This window comes from Kolteria novifilia (assembly GCA_007748055.1).
Taxonomy (GTDB): Bacteria; Planctomycetota; Planctomycetia; order Kolteriales; family Kolteriaceae; genus Kolteria; species Kolteria novifilia.
In genome coordinates this window covers 5,588,417-5,609,675 of record CP036279.1, presented here as the reverse complement: position 1 = coordinate 5,609,675, position 21,259 = coordinate 5,588,417, and the positions used below count along the sequence as shown (strand labels likewise).

Below are 21,259 nucleotides of genomic sequence, written 5' to 3'. Positions count from 1 at the left end.
TTCGGTCCTCGAGATGGGGGCTAGTTGTTGTCTTGGAGCATCTCTCGCAGCTTGTTCATCGCGAGCCTCATGCGGGTCAACACGGTACCCAAGGGAAGCTGGTCCGCCTCGGCGATCTCGGCGAAGGTCTTGCCCTCGTAGAGCCGGGCATGGACCACGCGTCGCTGCTCCTCGGGCAGTCGGTCGAGGGCGTCGCGAACTTGGACGACTCGCTCGGCCCGCAGGAAGTTCTCCTCGGGCGTCTCGCTCTCCTGATGCGAAACATGGTGCAGGAGTTGCTCGTGATGACGCTCGCGTGTCTTGTTCTTGCGTCGCCACGCGAGGGCCTCGTGGTAGGCGACTCGAAAGAGCCAGGCCCGAACCGAATCGAGTTCCGCGAGGTCGACGCTGCTGATGGCTTTGACGAACGCTGCTTGGACAATGTCCTCGGCCACGCTCCCATCGCGGAGGACACCCGTGATGAAGCGTCTCAGAGCGGGAGCGTGTTCCGTGAAAACATCTTCGAGTTCGGCGGTGGGAGAACCGGCCTTTTTTGACGCCGCCAATGCGTTCGCGTCCGTTGCCTACTAGCTACGTAAGGGAGATGCCTCGCAACGCGCGATTATTTCTTGGAAACGGCGCCCTTGCCAAGGAAATGTCGCGAAAGCGGCTCCCGATTGGCCCCAAACGGGTGGTTTCTCGACCGAATGGAGCCGTTTCCCAACCAAAACGGGCCGCTTTTCGACCAAAACGGGCCGAAATCGAACCAAAGTCATTCAATTTCGCGCCCAAATGACACCGATCAGCGCCGCAAGTGCTCCGAAATCCATCCGAGCAAGTCGTCCACGAACCGATCCGGATCGGGTTCGAACTCCAGCGTGTGATGCGCCTCGGGGTAGTGGATCACTTGCTTGTCGCGCGACGCGAAGGCTTCAAAGAACGTCCGCGTGCGTTCGTTCTTGATGATCCGGTCCTCGCCGCCGAGCATCAAGAGCGCCGGGATCGTGATCGCCGAGCCCGCGTCGCGAATTTCCCCGTCCCAGAACCAGCTCGTCATCAGGAACTTGGCGCTCGCGAGCCGAAGGCTCAGCGGGTCCTCGCGGATGAACCGCTGCCATTGGTCGCTGCCGGTGAATAGCGCGGGGTCGCCGAGCGGAATCGGCAGACGTCGATGCGGCCAGAAAAGGTACGACCAGCCGATCGCGAGCTTTTCCCGCATTGACGGCCAAACCTTCGCGAACCAGCCGGGACAGAGAAACATCACCCCATCGACGAGGTCGGGGTTCTTCTTGAGCGTCATCAGCGCCAGTTTTCCGCCCCAGGAGATACTGAGCAGAAAGACCGGAACGTCGCCGACCTCACGTCGCACGTGCTTGACGGCGCGGACGACATCGTCGATCAGTTGGTTGCCGCCTGGACAGTGGCCGCGATCGACCTGATTGAGCCCGCTGCCGCGCCGATCGAAGAAGTAGACGTCGTGGCCTGCCTGCGCCAGTCGTTCGCAGCTCCGACCGTACCAACCGGCATGGCTCTGGGCGCCGTGGATCGCCACGATGGCCGAGCGTCTTCGGTTCGCGGCGGGCAGGTGCGTGTAGTGGAGTTCGTATCCGTCGGCCGCTTCGATGGAGAGTTCCGCCGCCGCGGCAGCCAACTGATCGACCTCACCCATGCAGTTGCTCCTTTGCGATCGTGACGCGCGAAAGACTCTCCGGATCGATGGTGACGCCGAGGCCCGGTTTTTTCAAGCGGTACCCGACACCTCCTAGCCCGAAGGTGAGATCTTCTCGCGTCAGTCGCTCCTTGACCAAGTGTTTGTCGTACGATCCTTCCAGGTAGCGGATCTTGTCGACGGTGCAGCCGAAGTGTCTGCCCGCCGCCGAGAGAATGCCCGTTTCGCCGACTTGGCACCCCAACTGGTACCCGAGCCCGTGTCGCTGGGCCAACGCCGCCAACTCCAACGACGGGATCAACCCGCCACATTTGGAGAGTCTGATATTGAATAGGTCGCACGTCCTGTCGGCAATCGCCCGTTCCGCGTCGATCGCGCCACAGAGCGATTCGTCGAGCATGATCGGAACGTCGACTTGTTGCCGAACCTCGCGCAGACAGTCGACTTGCTCATGGGCGACCGGCTGTTCCACCGACGTGATCTTGAACGGCTCGAGTTCCTTGATCCGTTCGACGACCTCTTCGGGCGTCCACGCTTCGTTCGCGTCGATGCGGATGTTCATCCAGGGCCCGAGGAATCGGCGCAACCGGCGTAACCGCGCCACATCGTCCTGGCCGCGCGTCCCGACCTTGATCTTGCATTGAAAGAACCACCCCGCGCGGAATTTCAGCGCCGTCAGCACTTCCCGCTTCGGCGATTTCGAGGTGATCGCCCCACTGTAACGGCAGCGGCGACGCTTCTTGAGGATCGACTGGCAGCCGGGCAGGAGCGAGCAGAGTTCGTACAGCGACGTGCCGAAGGCCTGACCGTAGGCGTCCAAGAGCGCGATTTCCGCGGCGCACCGGGCGGCATTGCCCACGCAACCGCGATCGTCACCCTCGACGGGCGGAAGCGAAAAGGAGCGGATCATCTCGATCGCCTCTCCGAACGATCCGACGGGGGAAAGCTGTCCCGACCAGTCGGCCCGTCGCAGCAAATCGAGACTGGTCTCGATCGTCTCGCCGGTCACGTAGTCGCGAGGAAGTCCCTCGCCGTAGCCGATGGTGCCATCGCTGAGCGTGCAGCGCACCACGGCGTTCTCACTGGAATCGCGCGCGTGCGATGCATGGCGGACGGTCCGCTTGAAGGGAATCCGAACGTGATAAAGCTCGACATTGGCGACCTGAAGTGCGGGCTTCCCGGTCGTGGCATGGTGTAAAGTGGTCATGGACACTATTATCTGTCTTGTCCGGTCATCCGCCACCCCCATCGGCCAGGTCTGGCCACGGTCCAGGTCGCGAAGCTTCCTGTTCTCGGGGTAAACGCGACGGCACCGGAAGGAGGGACACTCCAAGGTCATGGCCATTACTTGCAGCGTGAATTGGCTTTCCACGAGCGAATCGCAGATCGTCTCCAAGACGCCCGTCGAGTTGGGCGCTGTCGGGCGAACGGTGACCACGATCGCCGCCCATCCCATGACCGATGCCCTCTTGCTCGGGACCGTCGACGGGGAGATCGTCGTTTGGGATCCGACTCACGGCTGCCAAACCAACCTCATGCAAGCCCATGCCGGCGATGTCTCCTGCGTCTCGATCACCCTTGATGGCAAGTACATCCTCTCCGGCTCGATCGATGGCTCGATCGTGCTTTGGAACCGCCAATTGACCCAAGTCGTCCGCTTCGAGACCGAGTCGCGCATCAAGGGCGTGAGCCTTTCGCCCGACCGGGGCTACATCGCGGCGGGCGGAAGCGATGGCTCCCTGCGGGTCTGGCACACCGATTCGGGTGAGGAGATCTGCAACCTCAAGGCCTACGACGACGAGATCACCGGCTGCGCCTGGGTCGCGAGCAATCAAGTCGTCACCGTTGACGTCAAGGGCCACCTCGTCGCGTGGGACATCGAGAACAAACGAACGATCCGCAAGCTCAGCGCCCACGAGGGCACGATCTCCCAGATCCTCGTCGCTCCCAAGTCCGGCTGGTACGTCACCGCGTCGAGCGACTCGACCATCCGCTTTTGGAGTACCTTCCATCGCGAACGCTTCTCGCTGCCCGAGTCGCGGCAACCGATCACCGGGATTGACCTAACCCCGGACGAAAAACTGCTCGCGGCCGCCTACCGAGACGGCATGATTCGTCTCTACGACGTCGACCGCGGCAAGCTCTACGACGAGTTCGCCGCCCACGAAAGTCGCCTCGTCGGCTGCGCGCTGCTGACCGGTTCGCGAGATCTCATCACCGTCGACCAAGAGGGGTGCCTACGCGGATGGGACCTCGGCGAGATGGGGATGACTCGCTTCGTCAACCAGCATGGCGGCGAGGTGTATCGCGTGCAGTACACGCCCGATAACATTCATCTGCTCTCCGTCGGCGAAGACGGCCACTTAAAACTGTGGGACCGCAACGAACTCGTCGAAACCGGCTACATCGATAGTCACGACCAACCGATCACCTCGTGCGCCGTCTCGCCCGATAATCGCCTCTGGGCGCTCGGCACCGCCGACGGCGTGATCAAGATCTGGGACGTCGAACTCGAATCGTTCGAGGTCACGATCCGGGCCCACGAGGAAATGGTGTCGGACCTGAAGTTTCTCCCGGACGGCGATTGGCTCATCTCCTCGTCTTGGGACATGAAGCTGAAGCTCTGGAACCTCCAGACGAAGCAGAAACACTGCGTCTACTCGGGCCACACCAAGGCGGTTGCGGCCTGTGATATCTCGCTCGACGCCCGGCACTTGGTGTCGGTTGCCTGGGATGGTCAGCTTCGCGTTTGGGACTTGAACGAACGGTTGCGCGAGACCCTCAACGAGCGTTTGTTGCTCGAGGGACACGACGATCGCGTCCTCTGTTGCACGATCAGTCCCGATGGCTCGATCGTGGCGACCGGCTCCGCGGATCGCACGATTCGTCTCTGGCGCACCGATCGCGTCACCGAGCCGAGCGTCCTGGTCGGCCACACCGATCAAGTGACGTGTTGTCGCTTCACCCCGGACGGTCAGCTCCTGATCAGCGCCGACCGCGACGGGGTCGTCTACGTCTGGGAGCCGACGATGAAGCAGGCGATCGGCTCGATCTCGCACACGTCGGCGATCCTGACGCTCGACGTCGCTCCCGATGGCGCCCAAGTGGCGGTCGGTGACGAGGAGGGCTTGGTTCACTTCATCGAGTTGAGCTACGAGTTCGGGCCGAACTGGATCGCCGGCCGCACGCAGTTCAAGGCACAGAAGATGTGGCGTCGCGGTTCGGCCCCCGAGGAGGTGATCGAGGTCATCTGTCTCTACTGCGGTCACGCCGAGGTGATCAAGAAGAAGGGGCTCGGTCTACCCTGGAAGTGCGGCAAGTGTTCGCTCACGATGATGGTCTGTCCCAATCCCTTACCCCCGTTGCCCAAAGAGTGACCGGTGGGACTTCGAGGTGGGATGGGGATGAAAAGTTGGCCTTGAGTGAGAGATATTCCTGTAGCGGAAGAGCCGCCCATTCACGTTCCCCGTTTGGGCAAACGGAAGAGCCCCCTTGAAGCGGAAGAGACCCCCCTGTAGTCCCCCCTTGGACAAGTGGGGACGTTGAGATGCTTCCCTTCTTCTGCTCCCCCTTGTCCAAGGGGGAAGTTAGAGGGGGTCTCCCAGAGGGGGGCTCCTTTCCGACAGGAACCTACTTGTCGCCCGCACTTGAGGGAGCTTGCCCAATCACATGCTTGTCCCGCATGCCCAGGGCAAGCGTCGGCATGGCACCCAAAAACGACTTGGCAAATCGCGAATCGCTAAAGCCGTAGCGCCTTGATCCGTTTGAGCAACAGCCGTTGGCGGTCGTAGTGCTCGCGGTAGTCGCGTAGCATCTCCTCGAGATCGATGGTGACCGGGCCGCGATGGAGGGTCTTGCCGTTGGCGACGATCCGAAAACCGGGGTCGTCGAGCTGGGTGAGGTTAGGGTAGAGAAGGACGTGCAGTGCCCGCAGGCCGGTGGCGGAAATCTGCATCGCGTTGCCGTCGGTGATGCGGGCGCGGACCTTGGCGGGCCGGCCGCGCGAACGTTGGTAGAGTTCTGGAGGGATCAGGGCCTTGGGAATGAAGGCCTCCATCTCGATCCAGTGAAAACGCCGATCCGACTGGCGGGCCGAGACCGCGGTGAATTCGCTCGGCGGCGGACCGCGACGCTTGCGGCTCATCCACTCGAAGGCGTCGGGCAGGGCGTCGGAAACGACGCCTCCCAGTCGGCCGCGGTAGAACCGAAGCAGCACGTCATAGCCGTTCTGAAAGAAACGCCGCAGCGCGTGATTGAGCTCTCCCGCGTTGCCGCCGTTGTGGGTTCCCTCGATCGCCAGCACGGGGAGCGTTTCCAGGTTCGGCCAGTAGTGCTCGGCGTAGAACTTCGGAATGCCCGAAAAGGTGATCAGCCCGGCCAGCTCGCTCGGGTGGCTGATCGCCAAATCCCACGCCGCGTATCCCCCCAAGTCGTGCCCCGCCAGGAAGACCCGGTCGGGATCGGCCGCGAACTGACGGCGAACGTCCGCCAACCGCTTCAGGAACGATACGTGCTCGGCGACGCTGTAGGCGTAGGCCTGGGTCGGGTCGTCGCGGAACGGAGCGATCAGGATGGTCCCGTGCTTGGCCGCCAGTTCACGCCAGTAATCGAGCGCCTTTTCGGGGGTCTCGTCGACGCCGTGCATGACGAAGAGGACCGGGTACCGACGAAAGCGGTCGTATTCCGGAGGGAGGACGACCAGGTACGGCAGGTCCCCGAGTTGGTCGACGGTGAGCGCGACCTCGGTCGGCGTCGCCGGGACGATGTCGGTTTCGGGGGCGGGAAGGTGCTGGATGATCCGCGGCACCAGATCGGTGGCGGTCTTCGCCTTGAGGAGCTCGAGAAACTGTTCCTGGAACGCGACCTCATCGGGGGCGGCCAGCGAATCGCGAAGTGTCTCGTACATCGTCCACTCGGCGCGGGCCTGATCGAGGTCTTCGTGTGCGAGCAATGGCCCGAGGACCCAGCCGGAGAGGGCAAGCGCGAGCTGTTTGTCGGGCGTGGAGCCCGGTTGGTTGGCGAGTTGCCGCACCGGTTCGAGTCGGGAGAGCGTGGCGGGCGAGAGGGCGGCGCTGATCGCCTCGCGGGCGCGATCGTCGTCGGGCGTCACGGTCGAAGGGGACTTCGTCGCCGCCAGCAATTGCTTGGTCGTCTCCATTTGCTCGTCGAGGCGCTCGAGTTCCCTCGCGACGAGATCGACGCTTGGCTCGACGTCGCGCGGGATCGAATGATCCTTCAGGGTCGCGAAGAGTCGGTTGGCCTCTTGCCGTTGACCCGACCCGAGGGCGAGCCGGACGTCGCGGAGAACGTCGTTGACCCAGCGGGCCTCGAGTGTGTCGGAGAGGCTTCGCAGTTCGCTTTCTCGCTCGGGGAAGTCGATTCGCGCTTGAGCGATCTCCGCCTGGGCTTCGGGGTAGAGACCGGCTTGGAGTAGGAAGACGATCATCTTGAGACGGCCGGGGGCGTTCGACTCATCGCCAGCACGGCGCAGAAGTGTTCGGAGCGTCGGGTAGGGGAGTTGCGACAGGGAGAGAGCGCCCCACCAGAGCCGATTGATCCCTTCGATGCGGACGTGGGTCGGGGTCAACTCGGTGATGGCCTGATGGATGGAAAGCTCGCGGTTGGCGCTGTCGCGCAGCCGGACGGTTCGCCGCCCGAACTCGTCGAAGGGAGTCGCTTCGATGATGTCCTTAATGCGTTCGAGGGGACGGCCGCGGTCGGACGCGACCGGCTGGTCGAGGGAATAGCGTTCCAAGACCGACTTGCCGTCGACCTCCTCGGGGCGGAGGAGTTGCTGGGCGCTGACAATGTGCAGGCAGCGACCATCGTCGACTTGGATCTTCTGCTCTTCGGTGCGGATGTCGCCCGTGAGGGTGGTCCCGTCCTTGAGGATCACCCGGCCAACGGCGTGGGCCTCTCGCGGGGAAGCCGCCAGGAGACCAACGGCCAAGGTGAGGGCGAGGACCGATTTCAGCGGTAAGTGGCGGAAGATGGCATCCATGCCGCCATTGTATCGGATGAGTCGGGCCCACGCGCGGTCAGGCCGCGCGCGGGAGGAAACGCGACTGTTGCGTACCGACGTCCGCGTCCGTTAGGAGACCCAGGTCGCCTCGCCGCCGGAGAGGTAGGCGCGGTTGCCCAAGTGGGGGGCGAGGACGGCGTAGACGCCGGCTTCGACTGGGGCGATCGGTTGGGAGCGGCTCCGCATGCACTCGACCCAGTTCTCCAAGTGGGGCAGGGCGCCGTTGTTGTCCTTGTAGAAATCGCCGCCGCGGGTGCCGGAGCCGAGGACGAGTTCGTCGGTCTTCTCGTTGTCCTGCTTCATGAAGACCTCCATGCGACCGCGATCCATGTAGATCGTTCCCTCGGTGCCCATCAGTTCGATCATCGAGCGATTGCGGGCGTTGGCGAAAGTCCCCTCGAAGTAGACTTGCAGCTCGCGGTCGGGATAGTCGACGAGCGTCTGGATGGTGTCGGGAGTCTGCCAAACGTCCTTGGTCTCGTAGTTGCCGCCGATGGTGACCGCTTTCGTCGGTTCGCCGAGGTCGAGGCACCAGTTGACGATGTCCATGTGGTGGGTCATCAGGTCGGTGAGGATGCCGCCGCCGAAGTCCCAGAACCAGCGAAAGTTCTGACAGCGAAACGCGTTGAAGGGTTGTCGCGGCGCCGGACCGAGCCACTGATTCCAATCGACTTGGTTCTCCTGCAAGTTCGAGGTGAGTCGCGGCTTGCGATTGCGATTCCAAGTGAGATGGGCCTTGTGGATTTTCCCGAGCTTTCCCGAGCGGATGATCGCGCGGGCCTTTTGGATCTGCTCCATGCTTCGCTGCTGCATGCCGACTTGGACGATCTGGCCGGTGCGGTGTTGCGCGGCAATGAGCCCCGGGCCCTCGGAACGATCGTGCGTCAGCGGTTTTTCGACATAGACGTCCTTGCCCGCTTCGCACGCGTCGACGGTCATTCGCGCGTGCCAGTGATCGGGAGTGGCGATGATGACGCCGTCGATCTCCTTGTCGTCGAGAACCTTGCGGTAGTCGTCGACGGTCTTGGCCTTTTCGACCATCTTCTTGGCGCGGTCGAGGTTCGGCTCCATCACGTCGCAGAGGGTGGTGATCCGCAGGGCGGGGATCTTCATCGCCTCGTTCATGAGGAAGCGGCCGCGTCCGCCGAGTCCGATGCAGCCGATATTGATCGTGTCGGAGGCCGCGTGGGCGACGGTCGATCCGAGGAGCTGGGTGGCGAGCCCCGCAGTGGAGGCGGCGAGGAAGGTACGTCTTGGCAAACCGATTGGCATCGAGAAACTCCTGTGCTGGCGGAAGGTCGTCCGGGCCGAGGGTGGCTGGTCTTCGTTGGTGGGAATCGTCGCGGTCATCCTTCGCGGTGACGCACGCCGGCTAGGCCCCGATGGACCACGGCTCGTCGCGTCGACCGACATCGGGCGAAACGTATGGAATCCCAATTATTGCTCACGTGCGTGGCTGACCGGAGCGCGTCGCGATGAGCGCTGCGATGTAGCCGCCGCAAAACCCCGCGTCGATGTTAACGACCGCCACGTTGGCGACACAACTATTAATCATCGAGAGCAGTGCGGCGACCCCTCCGAGGTTCGCCCCGTAGCCCCGGCTAGTCGGAACCGCAATGACTGGACAGGGAACGAGCCCTCCGACGACGCTCGGCAACGCCCCCTCCATGCCGGCGACGACAACGACCGCGTCGGCCTCGGCGACGTAGGGCTCGATCGCGCGCAGTCGGTGAATCCCCGCCACGCCGACATCGGCGACGAGGTCGACCTTGGCCCCCATCACACGGGCGGTCGTTTCGGCTTCCCGAGCGATGGGCAAGTCGCTGGTCCCGGCGGTGACGACCAAGACGTGCCCCGTCGTCATCTCCGGCACAAGACCGAGGTAGGCGGTTCCGGCAAGCGGATCGACCTCGGCCGAGGGGAACGTTCGCCGGACGAGGCTCCTCTGTTCGTCGTCCAACCGCGTGATCAGGCAGCGGCCGGAGCGCTGCTCGAGGCGACCGGCGATCGCGACAACTTGTTCGGGAGTCTTGCCCTCGGCGAGTATCACTTCAGGGAAGCCGCAGCGCTCTTCGCGATTGGTGTCGATGCGCGCGAAGCCGAGATCGTCGAAGCCGTCGCGTTGGAGCTGCCCGGCGGCGTCGTCCACCGAGAGCTTCTCGTCGCGGACCGCTTGGAGCAGTTCGTGGAGTTGCTGGTCATTCATGTCGGCATTCTATCACTTGGACGCTTCGCGGTGCCGTGAACTCATCCGCCACGCTCCTATGTTGGGGGATGAACGGAGAGAGGCGAGTCTTGCCGAACGAGGAGTTCATCTTGGAGAGTCAAGGAGACATCGGGTCCGCGCGCGCCTGGCTGGTCTGGGGCGTTGCGGCGTCGATGAACGTGACGTGGTATCTCGCTCAGTTCGAACTCGACGCGATCGGAGACGATGTCGTCGCGTCTCTCTCCCTCTCCGTCGCCGAGTTGGGGGCCATCGGGGGAGCGATCTTTCTCGTCTACGGGAGCTTGCAACTCGTCGTCGGCGTCTTGCTCGATCGGCTCAGCACGCGTTGGCTACTGACGACAGCGGCGGGATTGGCCGCGATCGGCAATCTCCTATTCGCGATGGCACCCTCGTTCGAGGTCGCGCTCGCGGGACGGGTCTTGATGGGGGCGGGCAACGCCTTCGCCTTTCTCGGGCCCTGCGTCCTTGCGGTTCGCTGGTTTCCCGCCTCGCGTTTCGCCTTTCTCGCGGGGATGACCAGCAGCGTCGCGGCCATCGTGGGCAGCGTGGGCACCATCGTGATGCAGGAGATCCTCGCGTTCACCTCGTGGCGGGGGCTCGTTCTCGGGATGGGAGCGATCAATCTGCTTCAGGCCTTGCTGATCGGGATCATCGTTCGCGATTTTCCCCGCGGTCGTCGTGAGGAGACGACGGGCGGAAGTTCGCTCAAGGCGAGTCTCGCGGCGATCGGGGCCAACCCGCAGGTCTGGTTGGCGGCGGTGTGCGCGGCGAGTCTCGTTGGCAATTTCGTCGCGTGGTCCTCCCTTTGGAACGAACAGTGGCAGCGGGCGCTAGGGTTTACCCAGGGGGAGGCCGCGACGATGACCGCGGTGCTGATCGTCGGGGTCGGTTTGGGGAATGTCGGGTCGGGCTGGATTTCGGATCGGCTCCGCCGTCGTCGTCTCCCAATGCTCGTAGGGATCGTGGTCTCACTAGGGTTGATGATCAATCTTCTCTTCGGTCCGGAGCCCTCGTTCGCGATCGGTACGGCTCTGTTGTTCGTGCTCGGGCTCTTCTTGGGCACGTTGACGCTCACGTACGCCGTCGTTCGCGACAGCGTTCCCGGTCGGGCCAGCGGGACGGCTCTTGGGCTGATGAATATCTTCGCGTACGCGAGCGGGGCGGTGCTTCAGTTCATCCCGTCGCTGATGCTGCCGAGCAAAGGCCCCTATAGTCCCGCCGAACTCGTCGGGCCGTTGTCGATTCTTCCCGCCATCCAGGGGATCGCGCTTCTGGTCGCGTTGTTCTGGCTCCGCGAGTCGTATCCAATCGAAACGTCGACTTTGGCGGGACGGAATCGTGATGCCAGCGAGTAACGGACGACCGGCGCGTCCGGTACTCGTGGCGAGAGTTGATGAGAGGCCGTAACCTGGCTCGCAATCAGTCACGTCCCTTCGTCGTCTTGGCTGACTCTCCTTGCAGAGCGGGTTCGGCCAACCGCGTGGCATGATCGCGGAGATCGGACGGCCACGACGCCGTCTGAGCACGAAAGCCGGGCTCGTTGCCGGCGAACAGTGCCCGCGTCGCTTCTTCGAAGCCCGGGAGATCGCCCGCCATCGCCGACATGAACCGATACGCCGACTCCCGCGAACTTCGTACCCGGTCGGCGCCGGCATTCGCTTTCTTCGCCGCTTCGACGAGTTTGCGAAGCGCCACCGAGGCCCCGCCTGGTTGCCGGCTTAGCCAATCCCAGTGTCGCGGCAGCAGCGTCACCTCGCGTCCGACCACGCCGAGTTTGGGACGACCCGGCCCTTGTCGTGGCGGCGGTTCGTCCGGTGCTTTCGGCAACCGATCGAGGACCTCCGCGAGCGTACCGCGAAAGTCGATCTCGAGCACCTCGCTGTTCGCATCATCGAAGATCAGGATGGACGCTTGCTCGCCCCGATCGATGAGTTGTTTAACCTCTTGGGCCACCTGTTCGAGGGTTCCTGTCGCGACGCGGGTCGATCCGCGAAACGCCGTACAGGAAACCGGTCGGGGCTGGACCATCGATTCCTCCTTCTATTCGCTAGACTCCTGGCTGATATTATCCGGGTATAAATGGATCGGCAATATTACCAAGGTAAAATAAGGCGAAGTTTCGCGAAATCTTGGGGAGTCGGGAGTAGGGAGTTCGGGTTGAGACGGAGCCGAGCGATTGCGATCGTTCGCCTCCAACCCGATGTCGTGAACTTCCCTGGCGACTTTTGCTGTTGTGTGCAATGACGAATGCAGCTGTTACGATACAAGAGGTGGGAGCGAAAGTGAGTCTTCTCATGGGAACGACCGACAGTGCGTAGGTTTCATGCCGGCCGAATGTTTGCCAAAGGAATGGGGTCGATCATTGATGTCGGTCCAACCATGGCACGCATTTCTCGGTCAGGGAAGAGGGCTCGTATCGGCAAGGGCGAGCGTTCGGCGTACGCGGGCAATGTGGTGGGGCTGCTGCGAGATCGCCGTAAGCTCGAACTAGATCTTGGTATCGCTGTAGAGAAGACACCTCTGTCGCGTGGTGAAGAGTCATTGCGGAGACCCCATGTCCGACGATCAGGCAATTCCTGACGAGAATCCGGCCGACGCTCATCCATCAACTAGGGACACTCCTCCTTCGGTTGATCCGACTCCTCTCAACGACCTCGGTCACGTCGAACATCTAATCAGGGACTACGTCGAAGAGAGTCTTCGCGTCGTCGTTCGCCAGTCGATTGTCCGCACCGGTCCACTACCATCGCCTGATGAGTTGAAAGAGTACGAGAAGATTTGTCCGGGATTCACCGACCGCATCCTCACCACCTACGAAAAGGAGATGGAGCATCGACATTCCATCGAGAACAGGGTTGAGGATCGCGAAGATCTGCTTGTTCAGAATGACAAGTGGGCACATCGCTATGGGCAGATCTTTGGTCTTGTGGTCACGCTAGTATTTGGTTGGGGGCATCGCAGCGATCGTCATCCTCTACGGACACGATTGGGCTGGTGTGACGTTGGTTGGCACCGTGCTATTGGCGATTGTCATCGCCTTCCTCACCGACCACTGGACCAATTCCGCTCCATCGGACGTTGGCGAAGACGAAGCGAGTGCTGAACAAGAACTGCCCGAGACCGATGGCTCTGGTGAGAACCGATCGTCCTAACTAGCAGATCTGGCACAGTCGTCGAACGGCAGAAGGATGTTTGAGTACCGCACGACTGTTGTCCACCGATGGTCCTCGACTGATTCCCTATCCCAGCATTGACAGTGGATGCTTGCGGTTCTTTAGCGGAAGATCCACCGGGCGGCCTCGGCGCTGGGACTCGAAGACGGCGACGATCATCTCGGTCGCGCCGCGTGCCTCTTCCATGCCGCCGATCGGCTCGCGTTCCTCCTCGATTGCCGCGAGCAAGTCGCGGATCGCCAAGCCGTGCCGCGAGCGGTAGAGCGGGTCGGTGAGTGGTTCCTCCTCGCCGATCCCAGCCGACGAGACATTCTGCCACTCTGCTCCGCTGCGGCCCGGCGACCAACTCGGATCGCCGAGATATTTGACCGGCGGCAGCGGCCCTTCCAAGAGTTCGAGAATTCCCTTCGAACCCACGATTTGCAGGCCGTAGCGACTCGGGTTCCCGCCCGCCTTGCGATGGGTGGCGAAGTAGGCGGTGGAGCCGTCGGGCATGCCGTACATCGCTTGGATGGCGTCGCCCGCCAGCGGTCCGAGTCCCTCGTTGCCATCGACGACGTTCTTGGCGGTGACCGGGTCGCCCTCTTCGGAGACGATGGCGAAGCACCACTGGGGATGGCCGCCGATCGCCCGGATCATGTCCATGACGTGCGTGCCGAGCACCCAGAGGTCCTCGCCGCCGCCGCGATGATCTTCCTTGCCCCGGCCGCGATATTCGAGCACCTCGCCGATCGCGCCATCGGCGATCAGTTTCTTGATCGTGGCGATCTTCGGGCTGTAGCGGGTCGGATGAGCGATGGCGAGTTTCGCGTGGGTCTGCTGGCAGGCCGCGACGATCTCGTCGGCTTGGTCGAGCGACGGGCAGAAGGGCTTCTCCATGTAGATGTGAATGCCGCGTTCGGCGGCGGCCAACGCCATGTCGCGATGTTGGTCGACCCATCGAGGACAGATCGCGACGATGTCCGGGTTCGTCTCCTCGATCATCTTGCGGTAGTCGGTATAGCCCCGGTCGACGCCGAGCCGCTTTGTCGCATGGGCGAGGCCCGCCTTGTTGTCATCCGCGACGGCGACGATCTCGGTTCGGGGTTCGGCGAGCCAACAGTCATCGAGTCGGTGGCCGTAGCCTCCGCGACCGGTGCTACCGATGACGCCAACGCGATAGGGACGAGTCATGAGGGAAGTCTCCGGAGGGATGTTTTGGGTGGTCGCGTCGCACGCTGGCGTCGTTGTCGGAAAGAGGCATCGAAAAAGGCCAATCTTAGCCTCCCCGCTGGAGTACCTCGGGTCAACCAAAACCCGAGGCGGGAAAGGGGCTAGACAACCCCTGCGGGGTTGATTTGTTCATTCGATCGGCACCCAGGGTGCGCGAAGCGCGACCCTGGGCTTCGCCAGAGAACGGCGTTGCCGTTCGGACATCGGAGATCGGCGTTGCGGTTCGGACATCGAGAAGCGGTGTTGCGGTTCGGACATCGAGAAGCGGTGTTGCGGTTCGGACATCGAGAAGCGGTGTTGCGGTTCGGACATCGAGAAGCGGTGTTGCGGTTCGGACATCGAGAAGCGGTGTTGCGGTTCGGACATCGAGAAGCGGTGTTGCGGTTCGGACATCGAGAAGCGGTGTTGCGGTTCGGACATCGAGAAGCGGTGTTGCGGTTCGGACATCGAGAAGCGGTGTTGCGGTTCGGACATCGAGAAGCGGCGTTGCGGTTCGGACATCGAGAAGCGGCGTTGCGGTTCGGACATCGGAGATCGGCGTTGCGGTTCGGACATCGAGAAGCGGTGTTGCGGTTCGGACATCGGAGATCGGCGTTGCGGTTCGGACATTGGGAATCTTCCAATGCAACCTTCGCTCGAGTCAGAGATTGAAAGGTATGGTCGGTGAAGCGCCGCAGTGTCGACAACGTCATCGCCACGCGACCTATCGAGGGGTAGCTCTCGCATGGTGAGTCAAGACTCATCCCGCTGCCTTGCACGTGTCATCGACGGACAGATAGACGCCTAGCTCGACGGTTGGGCGGAGGCGTCGCCGATACAGAAGAGTTGGCCGTGCGTGCGAAGAAAAAGCTGGCCCTTCGACGCGACCGGCGTGGCGTAGCAGTCTTCGCCCAACTCGTTGGTCGTGATGATCTCCAAGCTGGGGTCGGCCTTGACGACGTAGACGGTTCCCTTCTCGTTGGGCACATAGAGCCGATCGCCGATCAGCGTTGGGGAGGCGGTGAAGGCTCCGGGGAGTCGCCGCTTGCCGAGTTCCTCGCCCGTCGTCGCGTCGAGGCAACTGGCGACACCGCGATCGTTGACAAGGAAGAGCTTGCCTTCGAGGTGGATGGGAGAAGGGACGTAGGTGATGTTCTTGGTTGTCTTCCATTTGACGTGGGTGTCGGTTACGTCACCGCTGCCATCGGCGCCGATCGCGAGCAGGTTCTTCTCGGGATAGCCACCACTGGCGAAGACGGTATCGTCGTTGAACGCGACCGAGCAAGCGGCGACCTCCGCGGGGCCGTCGCAGCGCCAGAGAAGTTTGCCGGTAGTGGGGTCGTAACTGCTGGTTTGCCCCATGCCCATCAGGACGACCTGCGGTTTGCCGGCCAGTTCGGCGACAATCGGCGTGGCGTAGCCGCCGTGGTTTCCGGTCGTCGGCCGCTTGGTGCGCCAGACGATCTTGCCGGTCTCGCGATCGACCGCGGCGATGAAGCAGTCGTTGAGGTTGTCGCCATTGACGATGATCAACGATTCGTGCAGGACCGGGGAGGGGCCGTAGCCGTGCTCGGAGCGGAAGGGACCGACGTCGCTTTGCCAGAGAACCTTCCCCTCGGTGTCGACCGCGCTAACCCAAACCCGGCCGTCGTTGACCATCGCGGTGTAGATCGTCTCGCCGTCGGAGGCGGGCGTTTCCGACGCGTGGGAGTTCTTGTGGTGTTTCTTGGGCAGGGCGCCTTTGTGGAGGACGCGTCGCCAGCGTTCGGTGCCGGTTTTGCGGTCGAGGGCGATGAGGGACTGTTGGCTCGAGTCCTCCTCGGCGGTCGTCAGGTAAAGGTTGTCGCCAAGGACGATGGGCGAGGACCAACCCTGGCCGGGGAGGTCGATGCGCCACTGGACGTTCTCGGACTCGCTCCACGAGTCGGGGATCTTTTGGCCGGGAGCATGGTTGTCGCGGGATTGGCCACGCCACCAGGGCCAGTCCTGCTCCGCGAGGGAGACGGGAGCTTTCGTGACGGGAGAGTCGGAAGTCTTCGCGCGGATTTCCTCGACCGGTTCTCGCCGAGCGCATCCCGCGAGCGTGAGGAGGGTGGTGATTAGGAACAGCCGATGGATGGTCGCTTGGTTCATGGGGTTGGCGATGCCTCTCGAGAAGGCGATCGCGCCTGGTCGCCGTCATCCCAAAACGACACAAGAGACAGACGTGGCGCGGTCGCGTACCACCCCTATCGTGTCCGATTCGCGGGCAATTTCCTACTCCGCTTCGGAAAGTTCGTAGGCTTCGGAAAGGGTGATGCCGTCGGCATCTCGATCCTGGAAGAGCTTGGAGAGCTGCTCGACGCCCATGTCGATCTTTTGCATCAGAGGACCGTAGGGGATGTCCGGGGCGATCTCCTTGACTTGGGCGAATGCCCGTCGCCAGATCCGCACGTCGCGGACTCTCGCCGAAGGGATCAACGCCGTGACCTTGGTCCAAAAGGCGATGATCGCATCGTCATCGGAGGTGGAGGGTTTACCCACTTTGTCATGGTGCCCACAGATGGCGCCGACAATGCTTGGGGGAAACTGCCACTTGTCGGCGATCCAGCCACCGAGCTGGGCGTGATTCCACCCGTACTGTTCCGTCTCCAGGAAGTAGAGCGGCGTGCCTTCGTCTCGGTGACGTTCGAGAAGTCGGCAATAGTCCGCTCCTCGTACATGTAGCAGGAGTGGAATGGCCATGTTCTGAAGCATGGCGGAGCTGAAGACTTCATCGGAGACGTAGGTCTTTGCCAAATGAGCCATTCCCTTGCCGAAGAGTGCCCGGGTGATGTTGTCCCTCCAGAAGAGGTCTCCATCGAAGGGTTCGATTGAGGGTTTGGGGAGTGAACCCGCGACAGCAAGTCCCAATGCGAGGCAGCGAAACGTTTTCTGGCCAAGCATCTGGGCGGCTCGATCGACCGAGGAGATACTCCGCCGCAAGCCGTAATAGGAAGAATTGACCAATTTGAGCAGCTTCGCGGAGAGTCCGGCATCGCTCGCGAAGAGCTTGATGCACCCATCCCAGTCGAACGGCTCGCGGCTGGTGTACTGGATGATCTGACTCGCCACCCCCGATAGGGCTGGAAGCTCACGAATCTCCGGCCAATTCTGAAAGTGGTCGGGCAGTTCGGCGACGTCCGTTTGACTGTTCATTTCGAGCGATCCGCTCATCCGTTGTCTCTTTAATGAGGGCTTCCCGATCCTGTCGCAAGAAGAGTTCCTCTCCCTAAGCATAGGGTGTGATTCCGCTCTTGGTGTAAACAACTCGCGATGAAATTGGTTCTTTGCTAAATCTCCGCAAATCTCGGTATGGAGCGTATGGACAACAAAAAACTCTCGTGACAATGGCTTTGCCCACAAGGAGTTGCACCAAAAGGGGACGACTGTTTGGGCCTCCGCGCATGTTTTTCTTGCCAATCGTGATTCCTCGGGTAAACTCCGTGTCTTGAGCCGCATGGACGCGGTGATGGCAGCCAACTTGGCTCATGGTACAGGGAGGTACGCATGGCCCCCGTTCTCAATCTCGCCCAGGAGCTTCTCGACCTGGGGCGCTCGCACCTCGATGACTTTCGCACCACGGAAGGCCTTCGCATGCTCCGGCGTTTGGTCGGACTGCCTGCTGTCGATCCCGACCTCTTGGCCCACGCCCATTTGCTGATCGGGGAGACCTACTTTCAGCGTGCCGACTACGACCTGGCCCGCGAGGCTCTTCGCGAGGTCCTGGCCCACGATCCGGATAACGCCGATGGGCACTACCTCTTCGCTCGTTGCAATGAACTCGACGAGGAGGAGGGCTCCGATCACGACGCGTTCGACCACTACGAGCACGCCTCGCGTCTCGATCCGAGCGACGCCCGCAAGTCGAGCGCCTACGCCCTGCAACTGGCTCGAGCCGGCGATGTTGCCTCGGGGCTGGTTCTCTTGCAGAAGGCTTATGCCCAGAAGGTCGACGATCCGATCGTCGTGCAAAACTTCGTCGAGGGGCTCTTGCTCGATCGTCGCTTCGACGATGTGGAGCTCGTGCTGGCCCAAATCAAGTACCGCTGCGGGGACGATGAGGCGTTTGTCACCCTGAGGCGTCGTATTCGCGATCGGCTCAAGGAGGCCAAGCTCTTCGATCGGGAGATCGAGGAGGATGAGCCGGCCGTCCTACCGTTCCGAAACTTCGCGACCGTTGTCGCTGACGAGGAGGCCGTCGAACTGTCAGATCACGAGCGATTCATGGACGAGATGGATGCCATCACGATCGAGCCGATGGCGACGCTGTCGATGGTCATCGACGAGGAAATGACCCTGGCGCAGATCCTGAAACGCGCCGGCGGCAAGTACACACATCGGCTCTACGACGAGCTCGGCTTGTTGGGCAAGACCCGCGCGGACTACCAGCGGGCGGAGATCGCTCGGGTGCTCCTGCAGAAGTCCTTCCTCAGCCGGCTTCTGAAGAGCCTGACACCGACATGCGTTCGTCTGCTCAAGACCATCATCCAGTGTGGTGGCTACGTGCCGGCTTCGGTCCTCTCCCAGAACGTCGGCCCCAAGGCCCCGACGTCGGAGACGGTTCAGGAGCTACTTCGAGCCGGTGTCATGTATCTCGGTCGCCAGAAGGACGACGAGGTCGCCGCCGACGATGCGGCGCTGGTCGCGGTCGTGCCGGCCGACGTCCATCACCGCCTCGCCAGCCTCTTCAAGGTGAAGCCCTAGCGGACGGCCCCTCGATCTCGGGTGCCATTGGTCGCCGGTCGTCCGTGAACATCCGAGTAAGCAATCGTCGAGGCTGGCAGTGCTTCGCCAGCTTCGCTTTCTCGCGTCGCTTCCCCAGGACCGCTCGTTTGATCTGCTCGCCACGGACGACACGGTGACCGACGTCGCCGGCCGCGCCTGTTCTCTCTCTCCACCATTGGTCGACCGGAAGCTCCTTTGCGACCGGTGACCCACGTCCCTTGTGAAATCCGGGTTTACAGGGTTCTCGAATTCGCATACGTGGCGTTGCAAGTCTCTCGAGGGACTCGCGGCGAACGATCAGGGCGTCCTCCATTGGGGGCGCGGGACCAAGCGTTGGAAGCAGGAATGGGCGAATCGAAGCCACTCTGGGCGCGCGAACAGGAGACCTTGCTCTCTCTTTCGCGCCGACTGATCGTGCGTGGTCTGCTCGCCGTCGTCCCGGTGTTGGGGCTTCTCGTCTATCTCTTTCCCGGGATCGTCGCTCGGTCGGGTGCGGTCGGAACCTTCGTGCGATCGCACGCACCCGACGGCTACCAGATGACTCTCGGCTCGGCGTCGCTCGGTTGGAGTACGCCGACCACCCTCCACGATCTCACGCTCAAGAGCGCTGACGGCGAGTTGACACTCAACGTCGCCGCGATCAATCTCAACGCCAACTTCATCGATCTCCTCTCCGGTTCACTGGGCGACCGTCTGCTCGTTGACGACCCCAAGCTGGTTCTCGACGACCCGAAGGTGGCCGATCGGATGAAGCAGCTACTCGCGTCGTTCGAACCGGGTGGCGAGTCCTCGCCGCGCTGGAAGACCATCCGCTGCACGGGCGCGAGTGTCGTCGTCGAAACCGGCGACGACCATTGGGAACTGTCCGACGGCGAGTTCCTGCTCCATCACGATGTCGATCCGGTCGCGACTCTTCACCTCGAGGGCAAGGCGACGTGCCGCCATGGCGATCAGCAAGGCTCGCTGAGCCTGACGGCGCTGCGGCGACAGGCCGCCGAAGGAAGGGCCGACAAGTTCTCTTGGACCGTGGAGGCACGCACGCTCCCTTGGGACGCGTTTGACGCCTTGCTCGCGTCGAGCGGGTCGACGATCCGGCTCGACGGCGGTTGGGACGGAACGTTCGAGGGAAGCTGGCAGTCCGAGCCGCCGACGCTGGAGCTCAAGTCGAATCTCGAATCGGCCAAGATGACGGTCTCCGGCATCCGGGGGACCAAGAGCATCACGCTGCGAAAGGTCGAGGTTCCCGTCGAGATCTCGCTGGAGAAAGGACAACTTCGCGTTGTTCCCAATACCATCTCGTCGACCGTGGGCAGCGCGACCCTGTGGGGGGACATCGCCGCGTCGGGTCCGATCCGTTCGTGGCGCCCGCTCGATGTCTCGCTTCGCGTCGCGTGTGATCTTCCGAAGCTGAAAGCGGCGGCGCCGTGGTCTCTTCCCGACGGCGCCGCCTATTTGAGTACCGGGCAGTTGCTCGCCGAGGGCCAATCGCGGCACACCGGGGAGAAGGCGGTTTGGACCGCGTCGGTCAAGACGAGTCATCTCGTCGGTGTCGTCAACGGCATGACCAAGGTCTGGCCCGATCTCTTCGCCGCCGACGTCGCGTTTTCCGAACGTCCCGGTCAGGAACTCATGGTCGACTCGCTTTCGATCAAGTCGCTCATCGGTGACATGACGGCGTCAGGGCCGTTTTCCGCGCTCAAGGGAACGATCAACGCCAACATCGGCCGCATCGCGGGACTGATGCAGGAGAAGTATGGTCGCCCGATGCCGGTGACCGGATTCGCTCAAGGCACGTTCCAGCTCAATGGGCTACCGCGTCCGCCCGCCTACGGGCAAACGACGCTCAAGATGTCCGGAACGTCATTGCAGCGGCCGCTATTCAACCACACGGCTCCGCAAGATCGAGTTTGGAACGGCGACGTGAACCTGACGGGCAGGTGGGACGAGAAGGGACGGGTCTGGGTCGACTCGGGGACGATCGACCTAACCTACAAGGGGCAGCCTCTGGCGATCCGGGTGTTGCATCCGGAGATCGTCGCCGGTCCGGGGCGGGTCTCGGCGGTGCCCGTGATGTTTTCCGGCGACGTGATTCAGTGGCACCGCCGCCTGGCGGTCCTGCGAAAGATCATCCCGAATCCGAACCACCCGAAGGTCTCTCTCTTCGACGTCATCTTCCGCTTACCGACCTCGACCGAAGGAGTGATCCGCATCGCCGGCCAGAGAGACTCGGCCCAAGTACGGTAGCCATGGTG

The 21,259-nt window shown here is 62.5% G+C and carries 17 protein-coding genes; 6 read left to right on the top strand and 11 right to left on the bottom strand.

Annotated elements, in window-relative coordinates; genetic code table 11:
* Nucleotides 1-20 precede the first annotated feature (20 nt).
* From Pan216_RS20560 to Pan216_RS20550, 3 genes are all read right to left on the bottom strand, one after another.
* Complete coding sequence (locus tag Pan216_RS20560; protein ID WP_145260917.1) at nucleotides 21-545, bottom strand: RNA polymerase sigma factor; 525 nt, start codon at nucleotides 543-545, stop codon at nucleotides 21-23.
* 236 nt (nucleotides 546-781) lie between these two features.
* Entirely contained in the window at nucleotides 782-1,648 is an 867-nt protein-coding gene (locus Pan216_RS20555; RefSeq protein WP_145260915.1) for an alpha/beta fold hydrolase, read from the bottom strand.
* Nucleotides 1,641-2,855 carry a dipeptide epimerase gene (locus Pan216_RS20550; RefSeq protein WP_145260913.1) on the bottom strand — a complete coding sequence of 405 codons (1,215 nt, stop codon included), beginning with the start codon at nucleotides 2,853-2,855 and terminating at the stop codon, nucleotides 1,641-1,643. The genes Pan216_RS20555 and Pan216_RS20550 overlap by 8 nt, the downstream gene beginning before the upstream one ends.
* Before the next feature lie 130 nt (nucleotides 2,856-2,985).
* Here Pan216_RS20550 and Pan216_RS20545 point away from each other — a divergent pair, with 130 nt between their 5' ends.
* Complete coding sequence (locus tag Pan216_RS20545; protein WP_145260911.1) at nucleotides 2,986-5,025, top strand: WD40 repeat domain-containing protein; 2,040 nt, start codon at nucleotides 2,986-2,988, stop codon at nucleotides 5,023-5,025.
* Nucleotides 5,026-5,387: 362 nt separating this feature from the next.
* On the opposite strand, the gene Pan216_RS20540 is transcribed toward Pan216_RS20545, so the two are convergent.
* The 3 genes from Pan216_RS20540 to larB all read right to left on the bottom strand — a co-directional run bounded on the left by Pan216_RS20540 (nucleotide 5,388) and on the right by larB (nucleotide 9,876).
* Nucleotides 5,388-7,649 (bottom strand): alpha/beta hydrolase, encoded by a 2,262-nt coding sequence (locus Pan216_RS20540; RefSeq protein ID WP_145260909.1) that lies wholly within the window; start codon nucleotides 7,647-7,649, stop codon nucleotides 5,388-5,390.
* A 90-nt stretch (nucleotides 7,650-7,739) separates the two neighbouring features.
* Nucleotides 7,740-8,942 (bottom strand): Gfo/Idh/MocA family protein, encoded by a 1,203-nt coding sequence (locus Pan216_RS20535; RefSeq protein WP_145260907.1) that lies wholly within the window; start codon nucleotides 8,940-8,942, stop codon nucleotides 7,740-7,742.
* Between the two features lie 172 nt (nucleotides 8,943-9,114).
* Nucleotides 9,115-9,876 carry a nickel pincer cofactor biosynthesis protein LarB gene (gene larB, locus Pan216_RS20530; RefSeq protein ID WP_145260905.1) on the bottom strand — a complete coding sequence of 254 codons (762 nt, stop codon included), beginning with the start codon at nucleotides 9,874-9,876 and terminating at the stop codon, nucleotides 9,115-9,117.
* Nucleotides 9,877-9,986: 110 nt separating this feature from the next.
* Here larB and Pan216_RS20525 point away from each other — a divergent pair, with 110 nt between their 5' ends.
* A complete protein-coding gene (locus tag Pan216_RS20525) occupies nucleotides 9,987-11,252 on the top strand; it encodes an MFS transporter (protein ID WP_419192786.1) in 1,266 nt (421 codons plus the stop codon).
* A gap of 64 nt (nucleotides 11,253-11,316) precedes the next feature.
* Here the strand turns inward: Pan216_RS20525 and Pan216_RS20520 are convergent, their stop codons facing one another.
* Entirely contained in the window at nucleotides 11,317-11,925 is a 609-nt protein-coding gene (locus tag Pan216_RS20520; RefSeq protein WP_145260901.1) for a DUF2239 family protein, read from the bottom strand.
* 526 nt (nucleotides 11,926-12,451) lie between these two features.
* Here Pan216_RS20520 and Pan216_RS20515 point away from each other — a divergent pair.
* Nucleotides 12,452-13,000: a DUF2335 domain-containing protein gene (locus Pan216_RS20515; RefSeq protein ID WP_145260899.1), complete on the top strand. Its 549-nt coding sequence runs from the start codon at nucleotides 12,452-12,454 to the stop codon at nucleotides 12,998-13,000.
* A gap of 136 nt (nucleotides 13,001-13,136) precedes the next feature.
* Here Pan216_RS20515 and Pan216_RS20510 read toward each other — a convergent pair whose 3' ends face one another.
* The 4 genes from Pan216_RS20510 to Pan216_RS20495 all read right to left on the bottom strand — a co-directional run bounded on the left by Pan216_RS20510 (nucleotide 13,137) and on the right by Pan216_RS20495 (nucleotide 17,456).
* Nucleotides 13,137-14,243 (bottom strand): Gfo/Idh/MocA family protein, encoded by a 1,107-nt coding sequence (locus tag Pan216_RS20510; protein ID WP_145260897.1) that lies wholly within the window; start codon nucleotides 14,241-14,243, stop codon nucleotides 13,137-13,139.
* 168 nt (nucleotides 14,244-14,411) lie between these two features.
* Entirely contained in the window at nucleotides 14,412-14,864 is a 453-nt protein-coding gene (locus Pan216_RS20505) for a hypothetical protein (protein WP_145260895.1), read from the bottom strand.
* A 201-nt stretch (nucleotides 14,865-15,065) separates the two neighbouring features.
* Complete coding sequence (locus Pan216_RS20500) at nucleotides 15,066-16,394, bottom strand: outer membrane protein assembly factor BamB family protein (RefSeq protein WP_145260893.1); 1,329 nt, start codon at nucleotides 16,392-16,394, stop codon at nucleotides 15,066-15,068.
* 123 nt (nucleotides 16,395-16,517) lie between these two features.
* A complete protein-coding gene (locus Pan216_RS20495; RefSeq protein ID WP_419192785.1) occupies nucleotides 16,518-17,456 on the bottom strand; it encodes an HDOD domain-containing protein in 939 nt (312 codons plus the stop codon).
* Nucleotides 17,457-17,789: 333 nt separating this feature from the next.
* Between Pan216_RS20495 and Pan216_RS20490 the strand changes: the two genes are divergently transcribed.
* The 3 genes from Pan216_RS20490 to Pan216_RS20485 all read left to right on the top strand — a co-directional run bounded on the left by Pan216_RS20490 (nucleotide 17,790) and on the right by Pan216_RS20485 (nucleotide 21,251).
* Nucleotides 17,790-18,986 (top strand): tetratricopeptide repeat protein, encoded by a 1,197-nt coding sequence (locus tag Pan216_RS20490; protein ID WP_145260890.1) that lies wholly within the window; start codon nucleotides 17,790-17,792, stop codon nucleotides 18,984-18,986.
* A gap of 79 nt (nucleotides 18,987-19,065) precedes the next feature.
* Nucleotides 19,066-19,215 carry a hypothetical protein gene (locus Pan216_RS28535; protein ID WP_419192784.1) on the top strand — a complete coding sequence of 50 codons (150 nt, stop codon included), beginning with the start codon at nucleotides 19,066-19,068 and terminating at the stop codon, nucleotides 19,213-19,215.
* 137 nt (nucleotides 19,216-19,352) lie between these two features.
* The gene (locus tag Pan216_RS20485) at nucleotides 19,353-21,251 is read left to right on the top strand and encodes a translocation/assembly module TamB domain-containing protein (protein ID WP_145260888.1); all 1,899 of its coding nucleotides are present in this window, start codon (nucleotides 19,353-19,355) and stop codon (nucleotides 21,249-21,251) included.
* Nucleotides 21,252-21,259 lie beyond the last annotated feature (8 nt).

Excerpts from the sequence above, each read along its gene's own strand:
- Pan216_RS20535 (WP_145260907.1), bottom strand. The coding sequence starts at position 8,942 with ATGCCAATCGGTTTGCCAAGACGTACCTTCCTCGCCGCCTCCACTGCG.
- Pan216_RS20490 (WP_145260890.1), top strand. The coding sequence starts at position 17,790 with ATGGCCCCCGTTCTCAATCTCGCCCAGGAGCTTCTCGACCTGGGGCGC.
- Pan216_RS20555 (WP_145260915.1), bottom strand. The coding sequence starts at position 1,648 with ATGGGTGAGGTCGATCAGTTGGCTGCCGCGGCGGCGGAACTCTCCATC.
- Pan216_RS20485 (WP_145260888.1), top strand. The coding sequence starts at position 19,353 with ATGGGCGAATCGAAGCCACTCTGGGCGCGCGAACAGGAGACCTTGCTC.
- larB (WP_145260905.1), bottom strand. The coding sequence starts at position 9,876 with ATGAATGACCAGCAACTCCACGAACTGCTCCAAGCGGTCCGCGACGAG.
- Pan216_RS20495 (WP_419192785.1), bottom strand. The coding sequence starts at position 17,456 with ATGAGCGGATCGCTCGAAATGAACAGTCAAACGGACGTCGCCGAACTG.
- Pan216_RS20550 (WP_145260913.1), bottom strand. The coding sequence starts at position 2,855 with ATGACCACTTTACACCATGCCACGACCGGGAAGCCCGCACTTCAGGTC.
- Pan216_RS20515 (WP_145260899.1), top strand. The coding sequence starts at position 12,452 with ATGTCCGACGATCAGGCAATTCCTGACGAGAATCCGGCCGACGCTCAT.
- Pan216_RS20500 (WP_145260893.1), bottom strand. The coding sequence starts at position 16,394 with ATGAACCAAGCGACCATCCATCGGCTGTTCCTAATCACCACCCTCCTC.
- Pan216_RS20520 (WP_145260901.1), bottom strand. The coding sequence starts at position 11,925 with ATGGTCCAGCCCCGACCGGTTTCCTGTACGGCGTTTCGCGGATCGACC.
- Pan216_RS20545 (WP_145260911.1), top strand. The coding sequence starts at position 2,986 with ATGGCCATTACTTGCAGCGTGAATTGGCTTTCCACGAGCGAATCGCAG.
- Pan216_RS20540 (WP_145260909.1), bottom strand. The coding sequence starts at position 7,649 with ATGGATGCCATCTTCCGCCACTTACCGCTGAAATCGGTCCTCGCCCTC.
- Pan216_RS20505 (WP_145260895.1), bottom strand. The coding sequence starts at position 14,864 with ATGTCCGAACCGCAACACCGCTTCTCGATGTCCGAACCGCAACGCCGA.
- Pan216_RS20510 (WP_145260897.1), bottom strand. The coding sequence starts at position 14,243 with ATGACTCGTCCCTATCGCGTTGGCGTCATCGGTAGCACCGGTCGCGGA.